20 protein-coding genes are annotated in these 24733 nt (G+C 64.6%); 13 read left to right on the top strand and 7 right to left on the bottom strand.

Annotation, left to right across the window (positions count from 1 at the left end):
* Nucleotides 1–50: 50 nt before the first annotated feature.
* The 11 genes from DTS01S_RS08560 (at nt 51) to DTS01S_RS08510 (ending at nt 15880) form a co-directional block, all read left to right on the top strand.
* A complete protein-coding gene (locus DTS01S_RS08560; RefSeq protein ID WP_016446748.1) occupies nt 51–1886 on the top strand; it encodes a CocE/NonD family hydrolase in 1836 nt (611 codons plus the stop codon).
* Nucleotides 1887–1997: 111 nt separating this feature from the next.
* The gene (locus DTS01S_RS08555) at nt 1998–3635 is read left to right on the top strand and encodes a 3-(methylthio)propionyl-CoA ligase (protein WP_016446749.1); all 1638 of its coding nucleotides are present in this window, start codon (nt 1998–2000) and stop codon (nt 3633–3635) included.
* Nucleotides 3636–3805: 170 nt separating this feature from the next.
* On the top strand, nt 3806–5041 hold the full coding sequence (locus DTS01S_RS08550; RefSeq protein ID WP_016452910.1) for a branched-chain amino acid ABC transporter substrate-binding protein: 1236 nt from the start codon (nt 3806–3808) through the stop codon (nt 5039–5041).
* Nucleotides 5042–5282: 241 nt separating this feature from the next.
* Nucleotides 5283–6518 carry a branched-chain amino acid ABC transporter substrate-binding protein gene (locus DTS01S_RS08545; RefSeq protein WP_043790376.1) on the top strand — a complete coding sequence of 412 codons (1236 nt, stop codon included), beginning with the start codon at nt 5283–5285 and terminating at the stop codon, nt 6516–6518.
* Between the two features lie 52 nt (nt 6519–6570).
* Nucleotides 6571–7524, top strand: a complete 954-nt coding sequence (locus DTS01S_RS08540; RefSeq protein WP_017405244.1) for a branched-chain amino acid ABC transporter permease — start codon at nt 6571–6573, stop codon at nt 7522–7524.
* 4 nt (nt 7525–7528) lie between these two features.
* On the top strand, nt 7529–8893 hold the full coding sequence (locus DTS01S_RS08535) for a branched-chain amino acid ABC transporter permease (protein WP_061287575.1): 1365 nt from the start codon (nt 7529–7531) through the stop codon (nt 8891–8893).
* 3 nt (nt 8894–8896) lie between these two features.
* Nucleotides 8897–9724 (top strand): ABC transporter ATP-binding protein, encoded by an 828-nt coding sequence (locus DTS01S_RS08530; protein ID WP_047470244.1) that lies wholly within the window; start codon nt 8897–8899, stop codon nt 9722–9724.
* Nucleotides 9725–9734: 10 nt separating this feature from the next.
* Nucleotides 9735–10430 (top strand): ABC transporter ATP-binding protein, encoded by a 696-nt coding sequence (locus tag DTS01S_RS08525; protein WP_061287574.1) that lies wholly within the window; start codon nt 9735–9737, stop codon nt 10428–10430.
* Nucleotides 10431–10580: 150 nt separating this feature from the next.
* Nucleotides 10581–12692: a 3-hydroxyacyl-CoA dehydrogenase NAD-binding domain-containing protein gene (locus DTS01S_RS08520; protein ID WP_061287573.1), complete on the top strand. Its 2112-nt coding sequence runs from the start codon at nt 10581–10583 to the stop codon at nt 12690–12692.
* A 59-nt stretch (nt 12693–12751) separates the two neighbouring features.
* A complete protein-coding gene (locus DTS01S_RS08515) occupies nt 12752–13927 on the top strand; it encodes an acetyl-CoA C-acyltransferase (protein ID WP_016446755.1) in 1176 nt (391 codons plus the stop codon).
* Nucleotides 13928–14035: 108 nt separating this feature from the next.
* Nucleotides 14036–15880 (top strand): acyl-CoA dehydrogenase, encoded by a 1845-nt coding sequence (locus DTS01S_RS08510; protein ID WP_047218295.1) that lies wholly within the window; start codon nt 14036–14038, stop codon nt 15878–15880.
* A 68-nt stretch (nt 15881–15948) separates the two neighbouring features.
* Here DTS01S_RS08510 and DTS01S_RS29460 read toward each other — a convergent pair whose 3' ends face one another.
* From DTS01S_RS29460 to DTS01S_RS08490, 5 genes are all read right to left on the bottom strand, one after another.
* Complete coding sequence (locus tag DTS01S_RS29460) at nt 15949–16344, bottom strand: hypothetical protein (RefSeq protein ID WP_255247309.1); 396 nt, start codon at nt 16342–16344, stop codon at nt 15949–15951.
* Between the two features lie 223 nt (nt 16345–16567).
* Nucleotides 16568–17395 (bottom strand): hypothetical protein, encoded by an 828-nt coding sequence (locus DTS01S_RS08505; RefSeq protein WP_061287572.1) that lies wholly within the window; start codon nt 17393–17395, stop codon nt 16568–16570.
* Between the two features lie 556 nt (nt 17396–17951).
* Nucleotides 17952–18416, bottom strand: coding sequence for a GNAT family N-acetyltransferase (locus tag DTS01S_RS08500; protein ID WP_013802764.1), 465 nt, complete (start codon nt 18414–18416; stop codon nt 17952–17954).
* A gap of 120 nt (nt 18417–18536) precedes the next feature.
* On the bottom strand, nt 18537–18749 hold the full coding sequence (locus DTS01S_RS08495) for a hypothetical protein (RefSeq protein WP_026062350.1): 213 nt from the start codon (nt 18747–18749) through the stop codon (nt 18537–18539).
* Between the two features lie 15 nt (nt 18750–18764).
* Nucleotides 18765–19463 carry a hypothetical protein gene (locus DTS01S_RS08490; protein WP_046238377.1) on the bottom strand — a complete coding sequence of 233 codons (699 nt, stop codon included), beginning with the start codon at nt 19461–19463 and terminating at the stop codon, nt 18765–18767.
* 149 nt (nt 19464–19612) lie between these two features.
* On the opposite strand from DTS01S_RS08490, the gene DTS01S_RS08485 reads away from it, so the two are divergent.
* Nucleotides 19613–20644, top strand: coding sequence for an AAA family ATPase (locus DTS01S_RS08485; RefSeq protein WP_174538874.1), 1032 nt, complete (start codon nt 19613–19615; stop codon nt 20642–20644).
* An 86-nt stretch (nt 20645–20730) separates the two neighbouring features.
* Here the strand turns inward: DTS01S_RS08485 and DTS01S_RS08480 are convergent, their stop codons facing one another.
* Nucleotides 20731–22806, bottom strand: a complete 2076-nt coding sequence (locus tag DTS01S_RS08480) for an FAD-binding oxidoreductase (protein WP_061287571.1) — start codon at nt 22804–22806, stop codon at nt 20731–20733.
* A gap of 46 nt (nt 22807–22852) precedes the next feature.
* The gene (locus DTS01S_RS08475; RefSeq protein WP_061287570.1) at nt 22853–23464 is read right to left on the bottom strand and encodes a glutathione S-transferase family protein; all 612 of its coding nucleotides are present in this window, start codon (nt 23462–23464) and stop codon (nt 22853–22855) included.
* A gap of 211 nt (nt 23465–23675) precedes the next feature.
* Here DTS01S_RS08475 and DTS01S_RS08470 point away from each other — a divergent pair, with 211 nt between their 5' ends.
* Nucleotides 23676–24575, top strand: coding sequence for a LysR family transcriptional regulator (locus DTS01S_RS08470; protein WP_046987936.1), 900 nt, complete (start codon nt 23676–23678; stop codon nt 24573–24575).
* Nucleotides 24576–24733 lie beyond the last annotated feature (158 nt).

Below are 24733 nucleotides of genomic sequence, written 5' to 3'. Positions count from 1 at the left end.
CGCGGCAAGCCCCGAGAGATAGCCAACAACAACGAAGGAGACAGGTACCCATGACAGCCAAGACCGTTTTCACACAGGCCTGGCGCTGGCCGCTGGCGGGGGCCATTGCGGCCGCCGCCGTGGGCCTGGCCGCCTGCGGAGGGGGATCGTCCGGCATGCCCGCGCCCATGGGGCCGGGCCAGCAATCGGGCTACATCACCCTGCCGGACGGCAGCAGGATGCGCTACTCGCTGCTGCTGCCCGAGGGACAGGGTCCGTTCCCGCTGCTGGTCGAGTACGACGGCTATATCTCGGGCTCGTACCCCAACATCAGCAGTCCCTGGACCAAGGAAGGCTATGCGGTCATGGGGCTGAACGTGCCGGGCACGGGCTGCTCCACGGGGGATGACAAGGTGTTTGACGCCAGCGTAGGTGCGGCCGGAGCCTTCGCCATCGAGTGGGCCGGGCGGCAGGCCTGGTCCAACGGCCGCATCGGCATGATCGGCTACTCGTACTCGGGCTACAACCAGCTGTGGGTGGCGGCGCACCGGCCCAAGGGGCTGATGGCCATCACGCCCAGCAAGAATGTGGGCGATCCCTACCGCGACGTGGGCTATCCGGGCGGCATTGCCAACATCGGTTTTCCGGCGCAGTGGTGGAACGGCTTCCCGCGCATTTGGCGCACGGCCGCCGACCTGGCGGCGAAGAACGGCGGCGACACGGAATGCGCCAAGACCGTGGCCGACAACATCGAGAAGATCAAGCGGCCCGAGCTGGATCTGATCAAGTGGCTGGACAACCCCTATGCCGATGGCCTGTACCTGGAGCGCAGCGCCATGCTGCAAAGCGGCAAGATCAATATCCCCACGCTGGGCACGCAGTCCTGGCAGGACGAGCAGATCGGCCCGCGCTCGGGCTACTACGAGGACACCATTGCGCCCGACAGGATGTGGCTGGTCAGCTCCAACGGCGACCACCACACGAACATCACCTCGGACCATATCGACCAGACGCTGAAGCGCTTCCTGGCGCGCTTCGTCAAGGGCGAGGACAACGGCTTCGACAAGGAGCCGCGCGTGCGCCTGCTGCAGGAGATGCAGACCACGGACGCCAAGGCCCCCAATGGCGGCGCCAAGCTCATGCCCACGGGCGAGGCACGGTTTGACCGGCTGCCTGTCCAGGTCAAGCCCCTGCGCCTGTGGATGCAGCCCGGCCAGGCGCTGGGCGACAGTGCACCCACCTCAGGCACGGCTTCGTCCAGCTACCGCTATCCGGCCCTGAGTCCGCAGGTGAACAACCCGGCGGCCGAAGGCTGGCCTGCCGTGCCCGCGTCGGAAAAGGATGGCCAGCTGGTCTTCACCACGGCAGCCCTGCCGCAGGACCTGAGCTTCTATGGCGAAGGCTCGGCCGACCTGTGGCTCAGCGCCACGGCCGCCAACACCGACATCCAGGTCACCGTGTCCGAGGTGCGGCCGGACGGGCAGGAGATGTTCGTGCAGCGTGGTTGGCTGCGTGCGTCCAAGCGTGCCCTGGACACGGCGCGCTCCACGACGCTGAGGCCGTGGGGCGCGTTCACGCGGGACAAGGACGTGCCCATGGTGTCGGGCAAGCCCGAACTGCTGCGCGTAGAGATCCAGAAATTCGCGCATGTGTTTCGCGCCGGCTCAAGCATTCGCGTGACAGTGGATTCGCCATCGCAGACCGGATACTGGATCTTCGGTAACGACAAGACGCCGTCCACGAACACGCTGTGGCATGACGCGGCGCATGCCTCCAGCATCGTCCTAGGGTATATCCCATACGAGCATGCGAAGACGCTGCCGAGTTGCGACAAGACAATGCGTCAACCATGCCGGAAAAACGATGCGCCTGTCCCTGCGGGGATCGGACCCAGGGCGCCGGCCTGAGCCACCCTCCATGCGGGCAGCGGCATCGCGCACCAGGGCCTTGGCCTTGCGCGAATCCGCGGTCCGCAGTTCACGACGTTCACGAAGTTCAATCACCTTAGGAGCCTATAGATGCTGGGTCTGATGCAAAGCCAACCACTGTTGATCTCGTCGCTGATCGATTTCGCCGACCGCCACCATGGCGATGCGCAGATCGTCTCGCGCAGGGTGGAGGGCGATATCCATCGCTACACGTACCGCGACCTGGCACGGCGCTCGCGCCAGCTGGCGAACACGCTGGACGGCCTGGGCCTGCAGCCTGGCGACCGCGTGGCGTCGCTGGCCTGGAACGGCTACCGCCACATGGAGATGTACTTCGGCGTCAGCGGCTCGGGCCGCGTGCTGCACACGGTCAATCCTCGCCTGCACCCCGATCAGGTGGCGTGGATCATCAACCACGCGGAAGACCGCGTCATGTGCTTTGACCTGACCTTCCTGCCCATCATCCAGGCCGTGCATGCCAAGTGCCCCACGGTGCGCCAGTGGGTGGCGCTGTGCGATGCGGACCGCCTGCCTGCCGACAGCGGCGTTCCGGGCCTGGTCAGCTACGAGGCCTGGATTGCCGGCCAGTCCGACCAGTACCAGTGGCCCGAATTCGACGAGAACACGGCCTCCAGCATGTGCTACACCAGCGGCACCACGGGTAACCCGAAGGCGGTGCTCTACAGCCACCGCTCCACCACGCTACACGCCTACGCGGCCGCGCTGCCCGATGTGATGTGCATATCGGCGCGCGACTCGGTGCTGCCCGTCGTGCCCATGTTCCACGTCAACGCCTGGGGCATTCCCTACTCGGCCGCGCTCACGGGCTGCAAGCTGGTGTTCCCCGGCCCGGCGCTGGACGGCAAGTCGCTGTACGAGCTGATCGAGGCCGAGGGCGTCACCTACGCGGCCGGCGTGCCCACGGTCTGGCAGATGCTGCTGGGCCACATCAGGCCGGGCGGCCTGCGGTTTTCCACGCTCAAGCGCACGGTCATCGGCGGCTCGGCCTGCCCGCCGGCCATGATCACGGCCTTCCAGGACGAGTTTGGCGTGGAGGTGCTGCATGCCTGGGGCATGACCGAGATGAGCCCGCTGGGCACGCTGTGCACGCTCAAGAACAAGCAGCTGCAGCTGCCCAAGGACGAGCAGATGAAGATCCTGCAAAAGCAGGGCCGCGCCATCTACGGCGTGGACATGCGCATCGTGGGCAGCGATGGAACGGACCAGCCCTGGGACGGCAAGAGCTACGGCGACCTGCTGGTGCGCGGCCCCTGGATCGTGGACAGCTACTTCAAGGGCGAAAGCCCGCTCATCAAGGACGCGCAGGGCCGCGGCTGGTTCCCCACGGGTGACGTGGCCACCATCGACCCGGACGGCTTCATGCAGATCACCGACCGCAGCAAGGACGTGATCAAGTCCGGCGGCGAATGGATCAGCTCCATCGACATTGAGAACATCGCCATGGCCCATCCGGCCGTGGCCATGGCCGCCTGCATCGGCATGCCGCATCCCAAGTGGGACGAGCGCCCCATCGTCGCCGTGGCGAAGAGGCCCGGTGCCGAGGTCACGCGCGAGGAACTGCTCAAGTTCTACGAGGGCAAGACCGCCAAGTGGCAGATCCCCGACGACGTGGTCTTCGTCGATGCCATTCCGCTGGGCGCCACCGGAAAAATGCTCAAGACCCGGCTGCGCGAGCAACTGGCCGGCTACCGGCTGCCGGGGCTGTGAGCCGCTGCGGGCCAGCCGCCATGCCAGGGCATGCGGGGGCATGTGCTGATAGGGGCGGCCGGTCCGAGTCTCGTCGGCGATAGCCGCTAGGGGCAATCACCGATCGGTGCGGGGCAAGGGGACCATTACCCTGAGCCTCGCCCAGAAACCACCATAAGAGGAGACGCTTCATGAAGTTTGCGATCAAGGCATTGACGGCATCCCTGGCCCTGGCTTGCGCCACGGGCGCCATGGCCCAGAAGGGCGAGACGGTGAAGGTTGCGTGGATCGACCCGCTGTCCGGCCTCATGGCCGCGCTGGGTTCCAACCAGCTCAAGAGCCTGCAGTACATCGCCGAGGAGCTCAACAAGGGCACGGCCTCGGGCGTGAAGTTCGAGATCATCGGCATCGACAACAAGCTCAGCCCGCAGGAAACCACGGCGGCCCTGCGCTCGGCCATGGACCAGGGCGTGCGCTACGTCTTCCAGGGCAATGGCTCGGGCCCGGCCCTGGCCATCATGGACGCACTGGAAAAGCACAACGCGCGCAACAAGGGCAAGGAAGTCGTCTACCTGAACTATGCGGCGGTGGACCCGGACCTGACCAACAGCAAGTGCAGCTACTGGCACTTCCGCCTGGATGCGGACACCTCCATGAAGATGGAGGCCCTGACCACGTACATGAAGGACGTGCCCGAGGTCAAGAAGGTCTACCTGATCAACCAGAACTACTCGCATGGCCAGCAGGTCTCCAAGTACGCCAAGGAGATGCTCAAGCGCAAGCGCCCCGATGTGGAGATCGTGGGCGACGACTTCTCGCCGCTGGCCCAGGTGCGCGACTTCGCGCCCTACATCGCCAAGATCAAGCAATCGGGCGCCGACTCGGTGATCACGGGCAACTGGGGCTCGGACCTGGCGCTGCTGATCAAGGCCGCCAGCGACGCTGGCCTGAACAACGTCAAGTTCTATACCTACTACGCCATTGCCACGGGCGCGCCCACGGCCATGGGCGCGGCCGCCGCCGACAAGGTCTACATGGTGGGCTACGGCCACCTGAACCTGCCCGGCCCGCTGGACCGCATCACCAAGGGCTACAAGGCCAAGTTCAACGACGACATGTACACGGGCTCGCTGTACTCGGGCCTGACCATGCTGGACCAGGCCTTCCTGCGCGCCAAGACCACGGACCCGGCCAAGGTGGCGGCCACCATGGAGGGCATGAAGTTCAACAGCCTCAACGGCGAAGTCGAGATGCGCAAGACCGACCACCAGCTGCAGCAGGGCCTGTTCATCTCGCGCTGGGAAAAGGCCGGCGGCAAGTACCCGATGGACTCGGAGAACACCGGCTACACCTTTGTGCCCGTGAAATATTACGAGCCCTATGTGGCCAGTACCCCCACCTCATGCCAGATGAAGCGTCCTTCATGACGCCCAGGCAGGCAGGCTGACTTCGCAAGGGGCGCGAGGCGCCCCTTTCTTTTGCCTGAAATCGGTCAAAACACGGGTTCATGGGCTGATCGATGGCGATCTGTCGCCAATGTGTCCCGGACTGCGGCGAAGTCGCATGCGCGATAGTTTCTAAGGCATTCCCCGAAGGGAAATTGTCATTCAGGCGTTAGTCTGGCGCCAATACAGATATCCGAATCAACCGGAAAAAGGAGACAGAAAAATGAAGTGGATCGTGCATTCGGTGGCCGCCTCGGCCATGCTGGCCTGTGCCTCGGGCGCCTGGGCGCAAAAGGGCGAGACGGTGAAGATCGGCTGGATCGACCCGCTGTCGGGCCTGATGGCCGCCGTGGGCACGAACCAGCTCAAGACCTTCCAGCTGATGGCCGAGGAGTTCAACAAGAAAAATGCCTCGGGCGTGAAGTTCGAGATCATCCCGCTGGACAACAAGCTCAGCCCGCAGGAGACCACGGCCGTGCTGCGCTCGGCCATGGACCAGGGCGCACGCTACGTGGTGCAGGGCAACGGCTCGGGCCCGGCCCTGGCCATCATGGACGCACTGGAAAAGCACAACGCGCGCAACAAGGGCAAGGAAGTCGTCTACCTGAACTATGCGGCGGTGGACCCGGACCTGACCAACAGCAAGTGCAGCTACTGGCACTTCCGCCTGGATGCGGACACCTCCATGAAGATGGAAGCGCTGACGACCTATATGAAGGACGTGCCCGAGGTCAAGAAGGTCTACCTGATCAACCAGAACTACTCGCACGGCCAGCAGGTCTCCAAGTACGCCAAGGAAATGCTCAAGGCCAAGCGGCCCGACGTGCAGGTGGTGGGCGATGACTTCGCGCCGCTGGCCCAGGTGCGCGACTTCGCGCCCTACATCGCCAAGATCAAGCAATCGGGCGCCGATACGGTGATCACGGGCAACTGGGGCTCTGACCTGTCGCTGCTGCTCAAGGCGGCCAATGACGCGGGCCTGAACAACGTCAAGTTCTACACCTACTACGCCTTCGGCTCGGGCTCGCCCACGGCCATGGGCGCGGCGTCCGACGGCAAGGTCTACACCGTGGGCTACGGCCACTACAACATGGGGGGGGCCATCCAGCCGCTGATGGCCGAGTTCAAGAAGAAGATGAACGACGACCTCACGCAAAGCTCGATCTACCACGTGTTCGCGCTGCTGGATGCGGCCTTTGCCAAGACCGGCGGCACCGACCCCGTCAAGGTGGCCGCCGCGCTGGAGGGCATGAAGCTCAAGAGCTTCAACGGCGAAGTGGAGATGCGCAAGACCGACCACCAGCTGCAGCAGGGCCTGTACATCACGCGCTGGGAAAAGGCCGGCGGCAAGAACCCCTATGACGCAGAGAACACGGGCTACACCTTCGCCCCGGTGAAGTACTACGAGCCCTACGTGGCCAGCACGCCCACGTCCTGCCAGATGAAGCGCCCGTCCTGAGACCGGCACGCACCGCCTCCTGTCCCCAACGCACCGAAACCAAGGCCTTTCGATGACGCTTGAGTTCTTCACCATATCGCTGCTCAACGGCGTGAGCTATGGACTGCTGCTGTTCATGCTCAGCTCGGGGCTGACGCTGATCTTCAGCATGATGGGCGTGCTCAACTTCGCCCACACCAGCTTCTACATGCTGGGCGCGTACTTCGGATACACGCTCAGCGGCATCATCGGCTTCTGGGGCGCGCTGTTCGTCGCGCCCCTGCTGGTGGGCGCGCTGGGCGCCATGTTCGAGCGCTACAGCCTGCGCCGCGTGCACAAGTACGGCCATGTGCCAGAACTGCTCGTGACCTTCGGCCTGTCCTACCTCATCCTCGAGGTGGTGCAGCTGGTCTGGGGCCGGGGCACCGTGCCCTACGGCCTGCCGCCCGCGCTGCAGGGCCCGCTGTTCACGCTGTACGGCACGCAGTTCCCGCGCTCGCGCTCCTTCGTGATGCTGGTGGCAATGCTGATGCTGGTGGCCGTCTGGCTGCTGCTGACGCGCACGCGCATCGGCCTGGTCATCCAGGCCGCGCTCAAGAACCCCGAGATGGTGGAGGCGCTGGGCCACAACGTGCCGCGCGTGTTCATGATGGTGTTCGGCGGCGGCTGCGCGCTGGCGGGGCTGGCCGGCGTCATCGGCGGCAACACCTATGTGACCGAGCCGGCCATGGCCATGTCGGTCGGCTCCATCATCTTCGTGGTGGTGGTGGTCGGCGGCATGGGCTCGCTGGCGGGGGCCTTCGTGGCCTCGCTGCTGATCGGCGTCGTGCAGACCTTTGCCGTGGCCATCGACTGGTCGCTGGCCAGCCTGCTGACCTCGCTGGGCAGCCCGGTCGGCGAGCAGACCTTCGGCTGGCCGCTGCTCAAGCTCACCATTTCCCAGGTCGCGCCCATCCTGCCCTACCTGTTCCTGGTGCTGATCCTCATCTTCCGGCCCAAGGGCCTCCTGGGCACGCGGGGAGATTGACACCATGTCCTCGATCACCAAAACGGCCATGACATCCACTGCCGCAAAAGGCGCTTCGGGCGCTTCAGGGGCTGCGGGCGCGGGGCGCCACTACAGCTTCCAGCCGCTCAACATCGGCCGCATCCTGATCTGGGGCGCCTTCGCCCTGGCGCTGATCGTCGCGCCGCTGGTGTTCACCAGCAGCCTGGCGCTGACCATGCTCAGCCAGATCGGCTATCTCATCATCATCTGCCTGTCCTACAACATCCTGCTGGGGCAGGGCGGCATGCTGAGCTTCGGCCATGCGGTCTACACGGGGCTGGGCTCGTTCATCGCCATCCATGCGATGAACCGGGCCAGCTCCGGCGACTGGGGCATTCCGCTGGTGCTGATTCCCGTCATCGGCGGCCTGGGCGGCATGTTCTTCGCGGCCCTGCTGGGCTATGTGACCACCAAGAAGTCGGGCACCACCTTCGCCATGATCACCATGGGCATCGGCGAGCTGGTGGCGTCCATGGCGCTGATGTTCCCCGAGTTCTTCGGGGGCGAGGGCGGCATCACCACCGACCGCGTCTACGGCAAGCCCTTCTTCGGGCTGACCTTCGGCTCGGGCATGGAGGTGTACTACCTGATCGCCGCCTACTGCTTCGTCTGCACGGCCGCCATGTTCGCCTTCACGGGCACGCCGCTGGGGCGCATGCTCAACGCCGTGCGCGACAACCCCGAGCGCGTGGAGTTCGTGGGCTACAACACGCAGCGCGTGCGCTACTTCGCCTTCATCATCGCGGGCTTCTTCGCGGGCGTGGGCGGGGGGCTTGCGGCCATCAACTTCGAGATCATCACGGCCATGGACAGCGTGAGCGTCATGCGCTCGGGCTCGTACCTGCTGTTCACCTTCCTGGGCGGCGCCACCTTCTTCTTCGGGCCCATCATCGGCGCCGTGCTGCTGGTGCTGGCCTCGGTGCTGCTGTCGGAGCTGACCAAGGCCTGGCTGCTGTACCTGGGCCTGGTGTTCCTGCTGATGGTCATGTATGCGCCCGGTGGCGTTGCCAGCCTGATCATGATGAACCTGCGCGTGGCGCGCTTCGGCAAGTGGCGCCGGCTGGCCCAGCCCTACCTGGCCATCGCCGCCAGCGCCCTGGTCATGATCGTGGGCGGCGCCGCCATCGTCGAGATGATCTACCACCTGCAGCTCAATGCGGCCCTGGGTTCCCAGGTCTCGTTCATGGGCGTGCAGCTCGATACCAGCTCGGCCTCCACCTGGACTCTGGCCGTTGCCGTCTTCGTCGTGGGCCTGGGCCTGCTGGAAGTGGCCCGGCGCTGGTGCCTGCGGCGCTGGGAGCGTATCCAGGAAGAGATCGAAGAAGCCATCAAGCGCGGGGAGGGCTGAACCATGTCCAGCATTGCAATCGAACGACCAGGCACTGCCGCCCCTGCCGCGACCGGCGAGGCCACCTACGCGCTGGAGCTGCGCGACCTGTACAAGCGCTTCGGCAAGGCCGAGATCATCCGCGGCGCCCAACTGGCCGTGAAGCCGGGCGAGCGCGTGGCCATCATCGGCCCCAACGGCGCGGGCAAGAGCACCCTGTTCAACCTGATCAGCGGCCGCTTCGAGCCCACCAGCGGCCAGGTGCTGCTCAACGGCCAGCGCATCGACGGCAAGAAGCCCTATGAAATCAACCGCATGGGGCTGTCGCGCAGTTTCCAGATCACCAACATCTTTCCCAAGCTCAGCGTGTTCGAGAACCTGCGCTGCAGCGTGCTGTGGAGCCTGGGCTACCGCTACAGCTGCTGGCGCTTCCTGTCCAAGCTGCGCGATGCCAACGCCCGCGCCGATGAGCTGATGGAGATGATCGGCCTGCACAGAAAGCGCGACACGCTGGCGGTGAACCTGACCTATGCCGAGCAGCGCGCGCTGGAGATCGGCATCACCATCGGCGGCGGCGCCGGCGTCATCCTGCTGGACGAACCCACGGCCGGCATGAGCAACAGCGAAACGGCCCATTTCATCCAGCTGATCAAGAAGGTCACCGAAGGCAAGACCCTGCTGACCGTGGAGCACGACATGGGCGTGGTCTTCGGCCTGGCCGACAAGATCGCCGTCGTGGTCTACGGCGAAGTCATCGCCTACGACACGCCCGAGGCCGTGCGTGCCAATCCGCGCGTGCAGGAGGCCTACCTGGGCTCGTCCGTGGCGGATCAACAAGCTGGTGCACATTGAGGAAGCGCGGATGCTGAACATCAACAACCTGCATGCCTACTACGGCAAAAGCCATGTGCTGCATGGCGTGGATTTCTCGGTGCAGCCCGGCGAGATCGTCGCGCTGCTGGGGCGCAACGGCTCGGGCCGCTCCACCACGGCCAAGGCCATCATGGGCCTGGTGCACTGGGAGGGCTCGCTGGACTGGAAGGGCCAGAGCCTGACCGGCCGCAAGGCCTACGAGATCGCTCACCTGGGCCTGGGCTACGTGCCCGAGAGCCGCGACGTGTTCCCCAATCTCACCGTGCACCAGAACCTGCTGCTGGGACAGAAGGGAAAGGGCCGGGACAGCCGCTGGGGCTTCGACGACATGTACGCCATGTTCCCGCGCCTGAAGGAGCGCCAGCACACCGAGGCCGGCGTGATGTCGGGCGGCGAGCAGCAGATGCTGACCCTGTGTCGCACGCTGATGGGCGACCCGGACCTGATCATCATCGACGAGCCCACCGAGGGCCTGGCGCCCAAGATCGTCGAGCTGGTGGGCGAGTACCTGCAAAAGATCAAGCAGCGCGGCGTGTCCGTGCTGCTGATCGAGCAAAAGCTCACCATTGCCATGAGCATCTCGGACCGGGCCCTGGTCATGGGTCATGGGCGCATCGTCTTCGACGGCACGCCCGACGGGCTGCGCGCCGATCAGAAGGTGCGCAAGGAGTGGCTGGAGGTCTGATGCCGTACAAGGCTGGGCATGCTGCCCGGCAGGCGGCCCGGACCACGGCGCTTGTCCCGCTTGGGACAAACCGCAGTGGCGCCGGCCCGCGTTTTTTTTACAATCAAAATCGCACGATCGTTCTTTTTCTATCGCATAGGGGACAACAGCATGACTGCTGAATACAAAGTGGACGGTGCCATCGCCGTCCTCACCTTGAACAATCCGCCGGTCAACGGCCTGGGACTATCCACGCGGCGGGGCATCGTCGAGGGGCTGGACAAGGCCTATTCCGACCCGGCCGTCAAGGCCATCGTCATCACGGGTGCCGGCAAGGCTTTTTCGGGCGGTGCCGATATCAACGAGTTCGGCAAGGAAGAGGCGTATCGCGAGCCGCACCTGGTCTCGCTGATCAACTCCCTGGACCAGGGCAGCAAGCCCGTGGTGGCCGCCATCCATACCGTCTGCATGGGCGGCGGGCTGGAGCTGGCGCTGGGCTGCAACTACCGCGTGGCCGCTCCCGGCACCCTGGTGGCCCTGCCTGAAGTCAAGCTGGGCCTGCTGCCCGGTGCAGGCGGCACGCAGCGCCTGCCGCGCGTGCTGGGCGTGGAGACCGCGCTGAACATGATCGTCAGCGGCGAACCCGTCAAGAGCGAGCTGCTGGCCTCCATCCCCGGCCAGAAGCTGTTCGACAAGATGGCCGCCTCGCCCGAGTCCCTGCTGGACGAGGCCAAGGCCTTTGCGCTGGAAGTGGCCGACAAGCACGCGGCGGGTGGTCCGCTGCCGCGCGTGCGCGACCTGCCTTGCAAGCATCCTCAGGGCGACGCCTACTTCCAGTTCGCACGCAACATGGTCAAGGGCATGGCCAAGAACTACCCGGCCCCGGCCCGCTGCGTGGACACGGTGGAGAACGCCGCGCGCAAGAAGTTCGACGAAGGCATGGCCCTGGAGCGCGAAGCCTTCATGCAACTGATGTGGTCGCCCGAGTCGCGCGCGCTGCGCCACCTGTTCATGGCCGAGCGCGCGGCCTCCAAGATCGCCGACGTGCCCTCGGACACGCCAGTGCGCGAGATCAAGACCGTGGGCGTCATCGGTGCCGGCACCATGGGCGGCGGCATCTCCATGAACTTCCTGAACGCGGGCATCCCCGTGACCATCCTGGAGACCAAGCAGGAAGCGCTGGACCGTGGCGTGGCCACCATCCGCAAGAACTACGAAGCCCAGGTCAAGAAGGGCAAGCTCACCCAGGAAAAGTACGACCAGCGCATGGCCCTGCTGAGCACCACGCTGTCGTATGACGCGCTCAAGAATGCCGACCTCATCATCGAGGCCGTGTTCGAGGAACTGGGCGTCAAGGAAACCGTGTTCAAGCAGCTGGACGAAGTGGCCAAGCCCGGCGCCATCCTGGCCTCCAACACCTCCACGCTGGACGTGGACAAGATCGCCGCCTTCACCAAGCGCCCGCAGGACGTGGTGGGCATGCACTTCTTCAGCCCCGCCAACGTGATGAAGCTGCTGGAAGTGGTGCGCGGCAAGCACACCGCCAAGGACGTGCTGGCCACCGTGATGAAGCTGGCCAAGAAGATCAAGAAGACCGCCGTGGTCTCGGGCGTGTGCGACGGCTTCATCGGCAACCGCATGATCGAGCAGTACTCGCGCCAGGCCGGATTCCTGCTGGACGAAGGCGCCACGCCCGCCCAGGTGGACAAGGCGATCGAGAAGTTCGGCTTCGCCATGGGCCCGTTCCGCATGGGCGATCTGGCCGGCAACGACATCGGCTGGGCCATCCGCAAGCGCCGCGCCGTCGAGCGCGCCGACATGAAGTACAGCCGCACGGCCGACAAGCTGTGCGAGCTGGGCCGCTTCGGCCAGAAGACCGGTGCGGGCTGGTACGACTACCAGGCGGGCAAGCGCGACGCCATCCCGTCCGAGCTGGTCAACCAGATGATCGAGTCGCATCGCAAGGAGCTGGGCATCACCCCGCGCAAGATCTCCGATGAGGAAATCGTCCAGCGCCTGGTCTTCGCCCTGGTCAACGAAGGCGCCCACATCCTGGAAGACGGCATCGCCGGCAAGTCGGGCGATATCGACATGGTCTACCTGACCGGCTACGGCTTTCCCATCTGGCGCGGCGGCCCCATGCACTACGCGGGCGAGGTCGGGCTGTTCAACGTGGTCCAGGCCATGAACCGCTTTGCCAAGAACCCCAACGACGATGCCCAGTTCTGGCAGCCCGCGCCGCTGCTGGCGAAGCTGGCGGCCGAAGGCAAGCAATTCAGCTGAGACGTGCGGCGCACGAACTTTTTGCGAACCACCGCAAACCCGCCATACAAGGAATATCCATGACATCCGCCGTGATCGTTTCCACCGCCCGCACCCCCCTGGCCAAGAGCTGGAAGGGTGCCTTCAACATGACCCATGGCGCCACGCTGGGCGGCCATGCCGTGCAGCACGCCGTGCAGCGCGCAGGCGTTGACCCCGCCGCCGTCGATGACGTGATCATGGGCTGCGCCAACCCCGAAGGCGCCACCGGCATGAACATCGCGCGCCAGATCGCGCTCAAGGCCGGCCTGCCCATCACTGCGTCGGGCATGACCATCAACCGCTTCTGCTCCTCGGGCCTGCAGACCATTGCCACCGCATCGCAGCGCATCATCGCGGGCGAGGGCGATGTCTACGTGGCCGGCGGCGTGGAATCCATCTCCTGCGTGCAGCAGGAAATGAACCTGCACATGATCCAGGACCTGGCCCTGGCCAAGCAAAAGCCCGAGATCTACTGGAGCATGCTGCAGACCGCCGAACAGGTCGCCAAGCGCTACGGCATCGGCCGTGACGCCATGGACGAATACGGCGCCGCCAGCCAGCAAAAGGCCTGCGCGGCCCAGGCGGCCGGCCTGCTGGATGCCGAGATCGCCCCCATCACCGTGACCATGGGCGTGGCCGACAAGGTGCGCGGCCTGATCACCAAGGAAGTGACCTGCAGCAAGGACGAGGGCGTGCGCGAGGGCACGACCAAGGAAGGCATCTCGGGCATCCGCCCCGCGCTGCCCGGCGGTGTGATCTCGGCCGGCAATGCCAGCCAGTTCTCCGACGGCGCAGGCGCCTGCGTGGTGGTGAGCGAGGACTATGCATCGCGCAACAACCTCAAGCCCATCGGCCGCTTCCTGGGCTTTGCCGTCGCCGGCTGCGAGCCTGACGAAATGGGCATCGGCCCCGTCTTCGCCGTGCCCAAGGTGCTCAAGAAGCTGGGCCTGACGGTGCAGGACATCGACCTGTGGGAGCTCAATGAAGCCTTTGCCGTGCAGGTGCTGTACTGCCGGGACAAGCTGGGCATCCCCAACGACCGCCTCAATGTCAACGGCGGCGCCATCGCCCTGGGCCATCCCTACGGCGTCTCGGGCCAGCGCCTGACCGGCCACGCCCTGATCGAAGGCAAGCGCCGCGGTGCCAAGCGTGTCTGCGTGACCATGTGCATCGGCGGCGGCATGGGTGCCGCCGGCGTGTTCGAAGTGCTGTAAGTACAGGTGGCGGCTGCGGCCGCCACCGCCTGTTCCCGTTACTCCTGTTGGCCGCACGCGCTCCCTCTGGCGGCGCCTGCGGCTTCTTTTTTGATTCCGGACCCCACCATGCGCCTGCGTTCCACCATCGATTTCCTGCTCTATGAATGGCTGCGCGCCGATGCGCTGGGCGAGCGCGAGCGCTTTGCCGACCATTCGCGCGACACCTTCGATGCCGTGCTCGACACCTGCGAGCGCATCGCCCGCGAGAAATACGCCCCCTTCAACCGCACCGTGGACACGCAGGAGCCGCAGTTCGATGGCGAGAAAGTCATCCTGCCCCGGTGCACCCACGATGCGCGCCAGGCCTATGCCGACTCGGGCATGCTCAGCGCCTCCCAGGACTACGACATCGGCGGCATGCAGCTGCCCTATACGGTGGAGGCGGCCGCCAACAGCTTCTTCGCGGCGGCCTCCATCAGCATCGGCTCCAACATGCTGACCTCGGGCAATGCCAACGCCATCATGGCCCACGGCACGGACATGCAAAAACAGGTCTTCGCCGCCAACGAATTCAACGGCCGCTGGGCCGGCACCATGTGCCTGTCCGAGCCCCAGGCCGGTTCCTCGCTGAGCGATATCGCCACCCGCGCCGAGCCCGATGGCGCCGACTTCGAGAGCGATGCGCTGGGCCCGCGCTACCGCCTCAAGGGCAACAAGATGTGGATCAGCGCGGGCGACCATGAGCTGACCGAGAACATCGTTCACCTCGTGCTGGCCAAGATCCCGGGGCCGGACGGCAAGCCCGTGCCCGGCGTCAAGGGCATCTCGCTGTTCATCGTGCCCAAGAAGCTCGTGGACACCGAAGGCCAACTCACCGGCGAGCGCAACGACGTGGCCCTGGCCGGCCTCAACCACAAGCTGGGTTGGCGCGGCACCACCAACACGCTGCTGAACTTCGGGGAAGGGCGCTTTCCCGTGCGCGGCGGCGCCGGGGCCGTGGGCTACCTGGTCGGCAAGCCCGGCGAGGGCCTCAAATGCATGTTCCACATGATGAACGAGGCCCGCATCTCCATCGGCATGGCCGCCACCATGCTGGGCATTGCGGGCTACCACGCCAGCCTGGACTACGCGCAGAACCGCCCGCAGGGCCGGCCGATCAAGGGGGCGCCGGGTGCAGCCGGCAAGGATGCCACGCGCCCCCAGTCGCGCATCATCGAGCACGCCGACGTCAAGCGCATGCTGCTGGCGCAAAAGTCCTATTGCGAAGGCGCGCTGGCGCTGAACCTGTTTTGCGCGCGCCTGGTCGATGAGCAGCACACCGGCACGCCCGAATCCGTGGCCGAGGCCCGGCTGCTGCTGGAAGTGCTGACCCCCATCTCCAAGAGCTGGCCCAGCGAGTTCTGCCTGGAGGCCAACTCCCTGGCCATCCAGATCCACGGCGGCTACGGCTATACGCGCGACTTCCCCGTGGAGCAATACTGGCGCGACAACCGCCTGAACATGATCCACGAAGGCACGCACGGCATCCAGGCCATGGACCTGCTGGGCCGCAAGGTGCTCATGGAAGGCGGCAAGGGCCTGCAGCTGCTGGCCACGCGCATCAACGACACCATCCAGCGCGCCATGGCCCGGCCCGAACTGGCCGGCCATGCCAATGAACTGGCCAAGGCGCTGCAGGAAGTCGGCGCCACCACCAAGGCCGCATGGGCCACCGACGATCCTCAGCAGGCCCTGGCCAATGCCGTGCCCTACATGCAGGCCTTTGGCCACACGGTGCTGGCCTGGACCTGGCTGGACGTGTCCCTGGCCGTACTCGCCAAGGACGCCACCCTGGCCGAACCCGCCAACGCTGGCCGCATGGCCGCCATGCGCTACTTCTTCGGCTACGAACTGCCGAAGATCGGCGCCTGGCTCAAAGTCGTGCGTGAGCGCGACATGACTTGCGCGCAGATGAGTGAAGAGGCGTTCTGAGGGAATTGGCAGCACGGCTGCCGGAGGATGCAAAAAAGCGCGGACCATGTGGTCTGCGTTTTTTTATTTCAGGGATTTTCAGGACCGCTGGCGAGCCTGGCTTGCTCCATGACCCACTCCCTGGATTTTCCGCGAACGCACCATTCGGGCTTTTTGACCCAGTCTGTGAAATATATGGTGGGATGCCCTTCCAGAATATTGCAACGTGTATAGCCCAGCTTAGGCATCGCATAGTACTGCAGCGGAGTAATAAATATCAAAGAAACCAGTGCTGAAGAAATTGCAAGGGTGAAAATTATTGATAGTGCTTTATCGAATTTTCGTAGAATACTGTCGTTGCAGGGGATGGAATTCAGCACCGATACCAGTGCTAACGTAATAAAAACGAAAGGAGTCATGAAGATTGTTGGTGCGCCCGGCATGATTCTTATGGTTGGCGCGAGAGCATTTATGTCTTTCAGCATCGGGATTGTTTCCGCAAAGGAAAACCATAAACATCCGACGGATAGTAGAATGCTGATGGGTATTCCAAATATTGCAGATTTCCGAATATTTTTTACATCTCTCATATTTATTTTAATGAACTGATTTTCTTTTGATTTGTCGCGAAGTATCTTGTGAAGTTGATTTTTTGGTTGAATCGTGATCCTTGGGTGATGCTTGCGTGCTGATAGATGGTAGCTGACTTTATTGAATTGGGTTTTGATCTAACTTATATATGCCTGGTGCTTTTTCATTGTTTACAGACTTTAGGGCTGTAATAACGTTTTGTTTTATTTTCCATCGCTGATCTGTGTAGTTGAGAAGTGCTCCAGTGGCAAATATGGCTAACGCCATCGCTCCTAGCGGAAAAATGACCAAAGTAGTAACGCTTGCAGTTAAGGCTCCCGCGCTTATTGCAATCATCGTCGCCAATCCCGCCTTGACCGCCTCCACTCCAATCCCGCCCACAAGATCATGCATTGTCTTCTCGTCATTGAAGATGAAGTCCAGTGTCTCTATCCCGGCGCCCACCACCAGGCTCAGAAGGAACCCACCCTTGGCCACATTCTGCAGACCGCGAATACCCAGGCCCATCTGGACCATGCGTGGATTGGCGGCAAGGAATCGCGTGCCTTGCAGCAGTTGGCGGCGAAGTCCCGCGTAGCCCGTGATGATGATATAGGTGCCTGTGGCGGTTGTCTTGATATAGGAGCGGGCACCGGCCAGGCCCAATGCAATCAGCGTTTTGGTGATCAGGTACGCGTCGCTGACCATCAGGGAGGCGGGAGCGACCCAGGGTTTGCCTGCATTGGGGCTGGCGGTGTGTGTCCAGTATCGCCCAAGCGCACTGTGGGCCAGCATCGCATGCAGCGTGGCCGCCAGGCGAGGATTGTTGCGCGCCTTGTCGCTCAGTATGTCTGCGTATTCCTGTGGCGTGAGCACAATGGCATCGATCTGTTTTTGCTCCATTTGGCGAGCAAGCATGTCGGCATAGCCGATCTGATAGAAGGTGGCGGCAATGGAGGCTGGCATGGTGTATGGAGACGCTGGATCGGAAGCGGAATCGATGATTCCAGCCAATGCGCCTTGATCAATAAAGGCAATTTGACGGAAATGAGTGGTTGCAAGCAGGCGAATAATCCGCTGTCAGTGTCCAAGCGGGTTTCTGATGTTTGCTGTGCCAAGAGTCCTCATTTGATTTCATGGCCTGCACGAGGTCAATCAAAGAAGTCGCCCGCAGATCATTTTCAGAATTATCCTTAGGACAATTCCTAAAATCAGGTTTGAAATGCCAGGTGAATAGATATGCTGCCAATGAGCGTTTGGTCCCAGGCAGCGCCATTCGCCATGGGCGGTATTCACGGGGCACAAGCACAGGCTGCCCGGCTCGGCCACGGGCATTTGCGGATGAAGGATGCGGGGAGAGGGTGGTCCGTACCGCCGCTGCGCTTGCGGGCAGGCTGTTGGACCGGGGTATGGGCTACGGTCTCACCGTGCTGAATGCTTGCAGACGAGGACTCAGGGACCGGGTGTCAGCGCATCGGAAGCCGTGCAGGCGCTGAAGGCCGCCTGCCGGAGGGTGCATGCCTCAAAGATCCAGTCCGAGATAACGCGTGCCCGGCACGGGATTGAAGCTCACCGGTTCCGCATCCACAAAACCCAGGTTTTCATACAGCCGCTGCGCAGCCTGGAACTCGGGCAGCACGTCCAGGCAGATGCGGCTGTAGCCTGCGTGGCGCGCAGCGTCCAGGATGCCTTCCACCAGTCGCCGCCCCAGGTTCTCGCCGCGTACCGTGGGGCGCACGTAGACACGCTTCATTTCGCCTGTCTGCGCATCCACCTGGCGCAGGGCGGCGCAGCCCACGGGCTGGCCGTCTTTCCAGGCCAGCAGCACGCAGCCTTCGGGTGCGGCGTACTTGCCGGGCAGGGCGGCGAACTCGGTCTCGAAGTCCTGGAAGTCCAGGCTCACGGTGGGGCTGGCCACGTATTCCCGGAAGATGCGGACCACGGCGTCGAGGTCTTCGGGAAAGTGGGCGGGGCGGATATCGGTCATGTAAAGGCGTGTGCATGGCCCTGATGAAGGGCCCTGTCGTGCAAACAAAAAAGGGGCCAAGAGTAGGCCAGTATTTCAGGGATTTGGTTCGATCAGGCTTTGAGCGGCAGCTCCTTCTCTCTATCGTTGCTCGCACTTGCGCTTTTCCTGGGAAGCCTGCATGCCCGCATCCAAGCACTTGCTTCTCTCCACATGGTTCAGGACCAGCGGACCCAGCCAAACCGCCAATGCTGTCAGCGCCAAGGGCAGCACCACCAGCACCCACAGCATCCACTTCGCCTCACGCCGGAAATGCCCGGAGATTCCTGCGTTGGGCGATGCGGGATCTTTCATGGCGATGGCACCGCCTCAACTGCACAAGCGCAGATTGGTGCGCGCAGCCTTGAGCATGGGCAGCACCACATCGGCATCGGTGGGTGGATAGGCCTCGCGCAGTTCCTGATCCGTCTTGCCGGCTTCCTCGGCCAGCGGGGCCAGGGTCTGGCGGCAGGCGGCTGCATCGCCCGAGCGAAGCTGCGCCAGCGCCAGGTCGTTGCGCAGCCAGCCCTTGGTAACGCCGGTCAGCACCTCATCGCAGTCCTGCAGCACCGGCGCCAGCGTGGTCAGCGCCAGGCGGTAGTCCTTGGCGTCGTACGCGCGCTTGAAGTTTCTGCGCGATGCGGCAATGGCCTTGTCCGTGCAGCCGGGTGTGGGCCGAAGGTAATCGCCGCCAAACCAGGCCCGCATGCCGCAGAAGTCCCGGCATGCCTCGACGGTGGCCGTGTCGACCCCGACGCGCTGACCGGCAGGCGTGAAGTCCACGGCGCAGGCCGAATTCGCCATCCTGGCCCGGCCGTTGGTGATGGTGCCTTCCAGCTCACAGGTATGGCCGTTGGCACCGACGGTCTGGATATGGAACTTGCCATTGGCCCGCACCACCAGATCGCCACCCCCGCCCTTGCGCACATAGGTGCCTGCTGAGGGCGTGGTGATCTGTGCGCAGGCCAGGCCTATGTGGCAGGTGAGGACCAAGGGCGACAGGCGGAGCAGGCAGTTGGTGAGTTGCATGGGCAGGGCTTTGGATTTGCGGCGTGTACGAGGGCGCAGGAATTGCAGCGAGTGTATCGATCAAGGCCGTTTTGCATGGCGGGTTCGTTTGTCTGCGGACGGTACGGCGCAGTGCCCAGCTACAGTGATCCAGAATCTTGCAGCTCACCATGGACACTACAAAGCACATCAATCCAGACCACTATCTGGAAACAGAACAAGGTCGCCTGTTCACCACGGAACGCAGTGCTGCCGCATGGGAGTTGGCGTACCGGGACTTGGACAAAGCACTGTCTGTCAGCTCGCCCGCGACCAAGCTCTATGTGGTGGTGGGGGTGCAAGCTGCAGGCAAGAGCAGCTGGATTCAACAGAACGCCGCAGCTTTGGGTGGTGATGCGGTGTTCTTTGATGCCGCCCTTCCGAAGACGGTGCATCGTGAGCGTGCCATCCAGATTGCCAGATCACATGGCGTGCCCGTAGTCTGTATTTGGCTCAAAGCCGATTTGCAGACGTCCTTGCAGAGAAACGCGCAGCGGCGGGCCGATCACCAAGTGCCGGAGCAGGCCATTCGCAGCGTGTTTGCCATGTTCGAGCCGCCGAGTGAGCAGGAAGGGTTCGCGGTAGTCCATATCGACGACACCGAGCCGGCCCCCGGGAGCTCCATCCAGCCCATGGGGCCGCGCCAGTTCCCGTCCCTTCAGGATCTCGACCAGCAGGTGATTGTGGGCTGGCGAGCTTGCGAGATGGCGTTGGCCGTAGGCGGCCGCTGGGATATGGATGAATCAGGTCGGCAGCACTGGGTACCTGGCGAAGCAGTCTGGAGCCATCCGCAGGTGCCCTATCTCCAGTTCATCGAGATTTGGCTCCAACTGATGGAAGGACGTGTCTGGTCAATGCTTTCCCGTATCGACGATGGCAGCGGGTTTCACGGCCTGTACCTTGTGACTCCAGAGGCCTCTGAGTCGGGTCCCGGCGTGCCTGCATCCATTGGTTACCGTGACCGACTGCTGGCTGAGTTGCCCTTGGGTCTTGTGCGGATAAAAGACATGCGCCGGGATGCAGATGGCTTTGTCGTGGAGATGTGCATGCACATCGGCCAGAAAGTGGTTCGGTTCCTGTCAGGGGAGGTCTATGAGCGGGGTCAGGGCCTGTTTGAAGTCATAGAGCTTGATGAATCGATACTCGTCCAGATAGAAAGCTAGATGCAGCGAGGCATTGGGCAGCAATCGCTGATGTGCCTTTTGCCGTCGGTATGTCCTGATGTGGAAAGCGCGCAGAGACAGGCTCTTCACAACCCCAGATGCAAAGCCTCCCCCGTCCCCTGCGCAGGCACGGCGCAGCAGATCAGGGCCTCGCCTGCTGGCACGGCGAAGGAGGGTGGCGAGGCATAGGTCACCCCGCCCTGCAGCACACGCGTGCGGCAGTCGCCGCAGCTGCCGCCCCGGCAGCCGAAGGCGGGCTCCAGCCCCCGGGCCTCGGCCACTTCGAGCAGGCTGCCGTCGCCGGGCTTCCAGCGCGCTTCCTTGGCCGAGTCGGCAAAGATGATGCGGACAGGCTGTGTGGCGGGTGCCGGCAGTTCGGCGGCGGGGGGGGCACCGGCCATGGAGCGCTTCAGGGCCGAGGGACCGAAGGCTTCTGCGTGGATGCGCTCGTCGGGCACGTTGCGTTCGCGCAGGCCGTCATAGGTGGCCTGCATGAAGGCGTCCGGGCCGCAGAGGTAGAAGTCGTAGTCGTCCCAGGGCAGGGTGGCTTTCAGCAGGGCCATGTCGATGTGGCCCTCATGGTCGTAGTCGCGGCCGGCCTTTGCCGTGCCGGGCTGGCTGAGCGTTCGCACCCAGTGCACCTCGGCATTGCCGGCCTTCACCAATTCGGCAATCTCCGTGTCAAAGGCCCGTTCGCTGCGCGTGCGAGCCGCCTGGAACAGCCAGGTGGGCCGCAGGCTGCGGGTGCGCCGGCCTTCGTGGACGATGTGGCGCAGCATGGCCAGCAAGGGCGTGATGCCTATGCCCGCGGCCAGCAGCACGGCGGGGCGGCGCAGGGCCGCATCGGCGGTGAAGCTTCCAGCGGGCGGGCGGGCCTCGACCAGATCGCCGGGCTTCAGGCCATGCAGATGGCTGGATGCGCGGCCTTGCCTCTTGACGCTGATGCGCAAGCGCCCGTCCGAAGGCGCCAGCGACAGCGTATAGGTGCGCTGCAGATGGCTGCCGTCCGCCGGCGTGAGGCGCAGCGGCAGGTGCTGGCCGGCCAGGGGGGCCACCGTGGCCATGCCATCGGCCGGCTCCAGGTAGAGCGAGCGGATGGTGGAACTCTCATCCACGGCCTGCGCCACCCGGAACGGTCGCCACTGCCGCCCCAGCCGGGCGGCGGCCAGGCGCTGGCTGGCATCGGCCCAGCTTCCGGTCATCTGCAGGTGGGGCGACCAGCCGTCGGCGGCCATGCTCCAGCGCAGCGGCAGGGCGTCGGGCCGGCGCACGATGCGGCGGGGCTTGAAGGTCCACAGGCGCTCGGCGCCCTCGAAGGCGGCGATTTCCGGGGAATCGAGGATGACGCTGGCCTCGCCCGTCATCTGCAGCATTTCCCCGGTTTCGGAGTCGATGAACAGCAGGCCCGCCTTGGGATTGACCAGGAAGTTGCCCAACGTCATGAAGAACAGGTTGCCCGAGAAGTCGGGGATGGTCAGCGTTCCATCGGCGTCGATCCGCACAAAGCCCGGCTTGCCGCCACGGTGGGAGACATCGACCTGGCGCAGGCCATCATCCCCATCAACGTAGGACGCCACGTAGAACGTATCCGCCTGCGTAATCAGGGCCTGTGCGCGCGGGTCCAGCGATGCCAGTTCGACCGCCGGCACCTGCGTAGGCTCCCCGGCAGGCCGGACAAACCGGACGCTGCGGTTCTGGATATAGCGCGGGCAGTTGCCGAAGCTCTGGACCACGCCGATGTCGAAGGCGCCCGCCCCATCAACGCCCGCCTTGCGCCGCACCGTGCCGTTGAGTCGGTTGCGCCGGCGCGTCATGGGGTCCATGCCCAGCAGGCCCACGGCATGGCCGTCGCCCAGGCCCGGCTCGGCCGGGTCGGCCGCATCGCGGCCCGCCGCCACATGCAGGGTCGATGGATCGGGAGAGTGCAGGAAGCCCGGCTCGCCGGCCCGTACCGTGGCCCAGGCGTCGCCTTGCGCATCCACGCTGCCCAGCACCACGAAATGCAGCAGCGGATAGAACTCGCGGTGCTGGTCCAGCAGGAAGGGGCGCAGGAACTTGCGGCCCGGCATGTCCATGCGGCCCACGACGCCAACGCTTTGCTGGATCGCCAGTTCGCCCGCATGCCAGGGCGAGGCGGGGTTTTGCAGGGGTTGCGGGTGCATGGTGCGCTCCTTTGCCGGGGGTTCAGGGGAGGTGTGGCTCAGGCACTCAGGCCCGCAGGCCGGCCGGTGTCTGGGCGAATGCCACGAAGCCCGGCAGCGCCTCGATGCGGCCCAGCCAGGCGCGCACTTCGCGGTAGGGCTGCAGGTCCACATTGCCCTCGGGCGCGCTGGCGATGTAGCTGTACAGGGCCACGTCGGCAATCGTGGGCGCGCTGCCGGTGAGGAAGGGGCGGATGGTCAATTGCGCCTCGATCTTGCCGAGGATGGCGTGGGCGCGGGCTATCACTTCCTCGGCCTGGAAGGGGGCCTTGAACACCGTGACCAGCCGGGCCGCCGCCGGGCCGAAGGCAATGGGGCCGGCGGCGATGCTCAGCCATTTCTGGATCTCGGCCTCGGCCCGGGCGCCCAGGGGCATCCAGTCCTGGCGGTCCAGCTTGCGCGCCAGGTAGACCAGGATGGCGTTGGAGTCGGCAATCACCGTGCCGTTGTCATCCAGCACCGGCACCTGGCCCAGCGGGTTCAGCGCCAGGAATTCGGGTTTCTTCTGCGCGCCGTTGGCCAGGTCCACATGGACCAGCTCATGCTCCACGCCCAGCAGGCCGAGGAAGAGGCGGACGCGGTGGGCGTGGCCGGACAGGGGGAAGTGGTAGAGCTTCATTGCGGTTCCTTGGGGCTGGTGAAGGCGCCGGTTGTCGGCGCCACGGGACGTATCCTCCTTCTCCGCCCGCATCTTTAGAATCCCTGGCGGCGGCAAGTCACTCTTGCGGGAACGCGAACAAAGCGCCGGCGCAAACCTGGGCAAACCTGGGCAGTCCTGCGCGGGCCGCTCGCAGCCGGGCAGATACACGACACAGACAAGGCAGGCACAGATGGATCGCTTCCAGTCCATGACGGCATTTCTCGCAGTGGTGGACACGGGCGGCTTCGCCTCGGCTGCACGTCGGCTCAAGGTCTCGCCTTCGGTGGTGACGCGCGCGGTTTCCGACCTGGAGGAGCGCCTGGGCGTGCGCTTGCTCACGCGCACCACACGCTTCGTGCGCGTGACCGAGGCCGGCACGGCCTACGCCGACAGCTGCCGCCGCATCCTGGCCGAGCTGGAAGAGGCCGACGAGCATGCCGCCAGCGCCCATGCCGCACCGCGCGGCCGGCTCACGCTCACGGCGCCGGTCAACTTCGGGCGCATGCACGTGCTGCCCGTGGTGCACGACTACCTGGGCCGGTTTCCCGAGGTGGACGTCAACTGCTGGTTTGTGGACCGCGTGGTCAGCCTGGTGGACGAGGGCGTGGACGTGGCCGTGCGCATCGGCGATCTGCCCGACTCCTCGCTGCAGGCCATCCGCGTGGGCAGCGTGCGGCAGGTGCTGTGCGCTTCGCCCGCATACCTGGCCAGCCACGGCGTGCCCCAGCGGCCCGAGGAGCTTGCGCAGCACACCACCATCACCGCATCCGGCCTCACCTCCACGCCCGAATGGCGGTTTCTCGAAGGCGACAAGGCCCTGGCCGTGCGCCTGCAGCCGCGCCTCATGTCCATGACCAACGAGGCTGCGGCAGACTGCGCCCTGGCCGGGCAAGGCATCACGCGCCTGCCGCTCTACCAGATCGCCAAGCCCGTGCAGGACGGCGCACTGCGCCTGGTGCTGGAGCCCTTCGAGCGGCCGCCGCTACCGATTCATGTGGTGCACCGGGAAGGGCGCCATGCCGCGCACCGCGTGAGGGCGTTCATCGACATGGCGGTGGATGCGCTGAGGGTGGCGGCGTTGAAGTGGTAGCGAGGCCAGGCTGGGTTGTCCTCGGCACACTGCCGGCAAGTCTGCCTATTGAAGTCACTGCATAATCCGGACGGCTAGTCATCTTTCTACAGGCAGGCACTTTCATTCAATGAGCATTGATGAGTGGGCGGTAAGAGCCGGTGCAATTTTTTGATAGA

Source organism: Delftia tsuruhatensis NBRC 16741 (genome assembly GCF_001571325.1).
In the GTDB taxonomy this organism is placed as follows: domain Bacteria; phylum Pseudomonadota; class Gammaproteobacteria; order Burkholderiales; family Burkholderiaceae_C; genus Comamonas; species Comamonas tsuruhatensis.
Note: the sequence above shows the minus strand (reverse complement) of the source record. Positions and strands in the feature narration are given on the sequence as shown.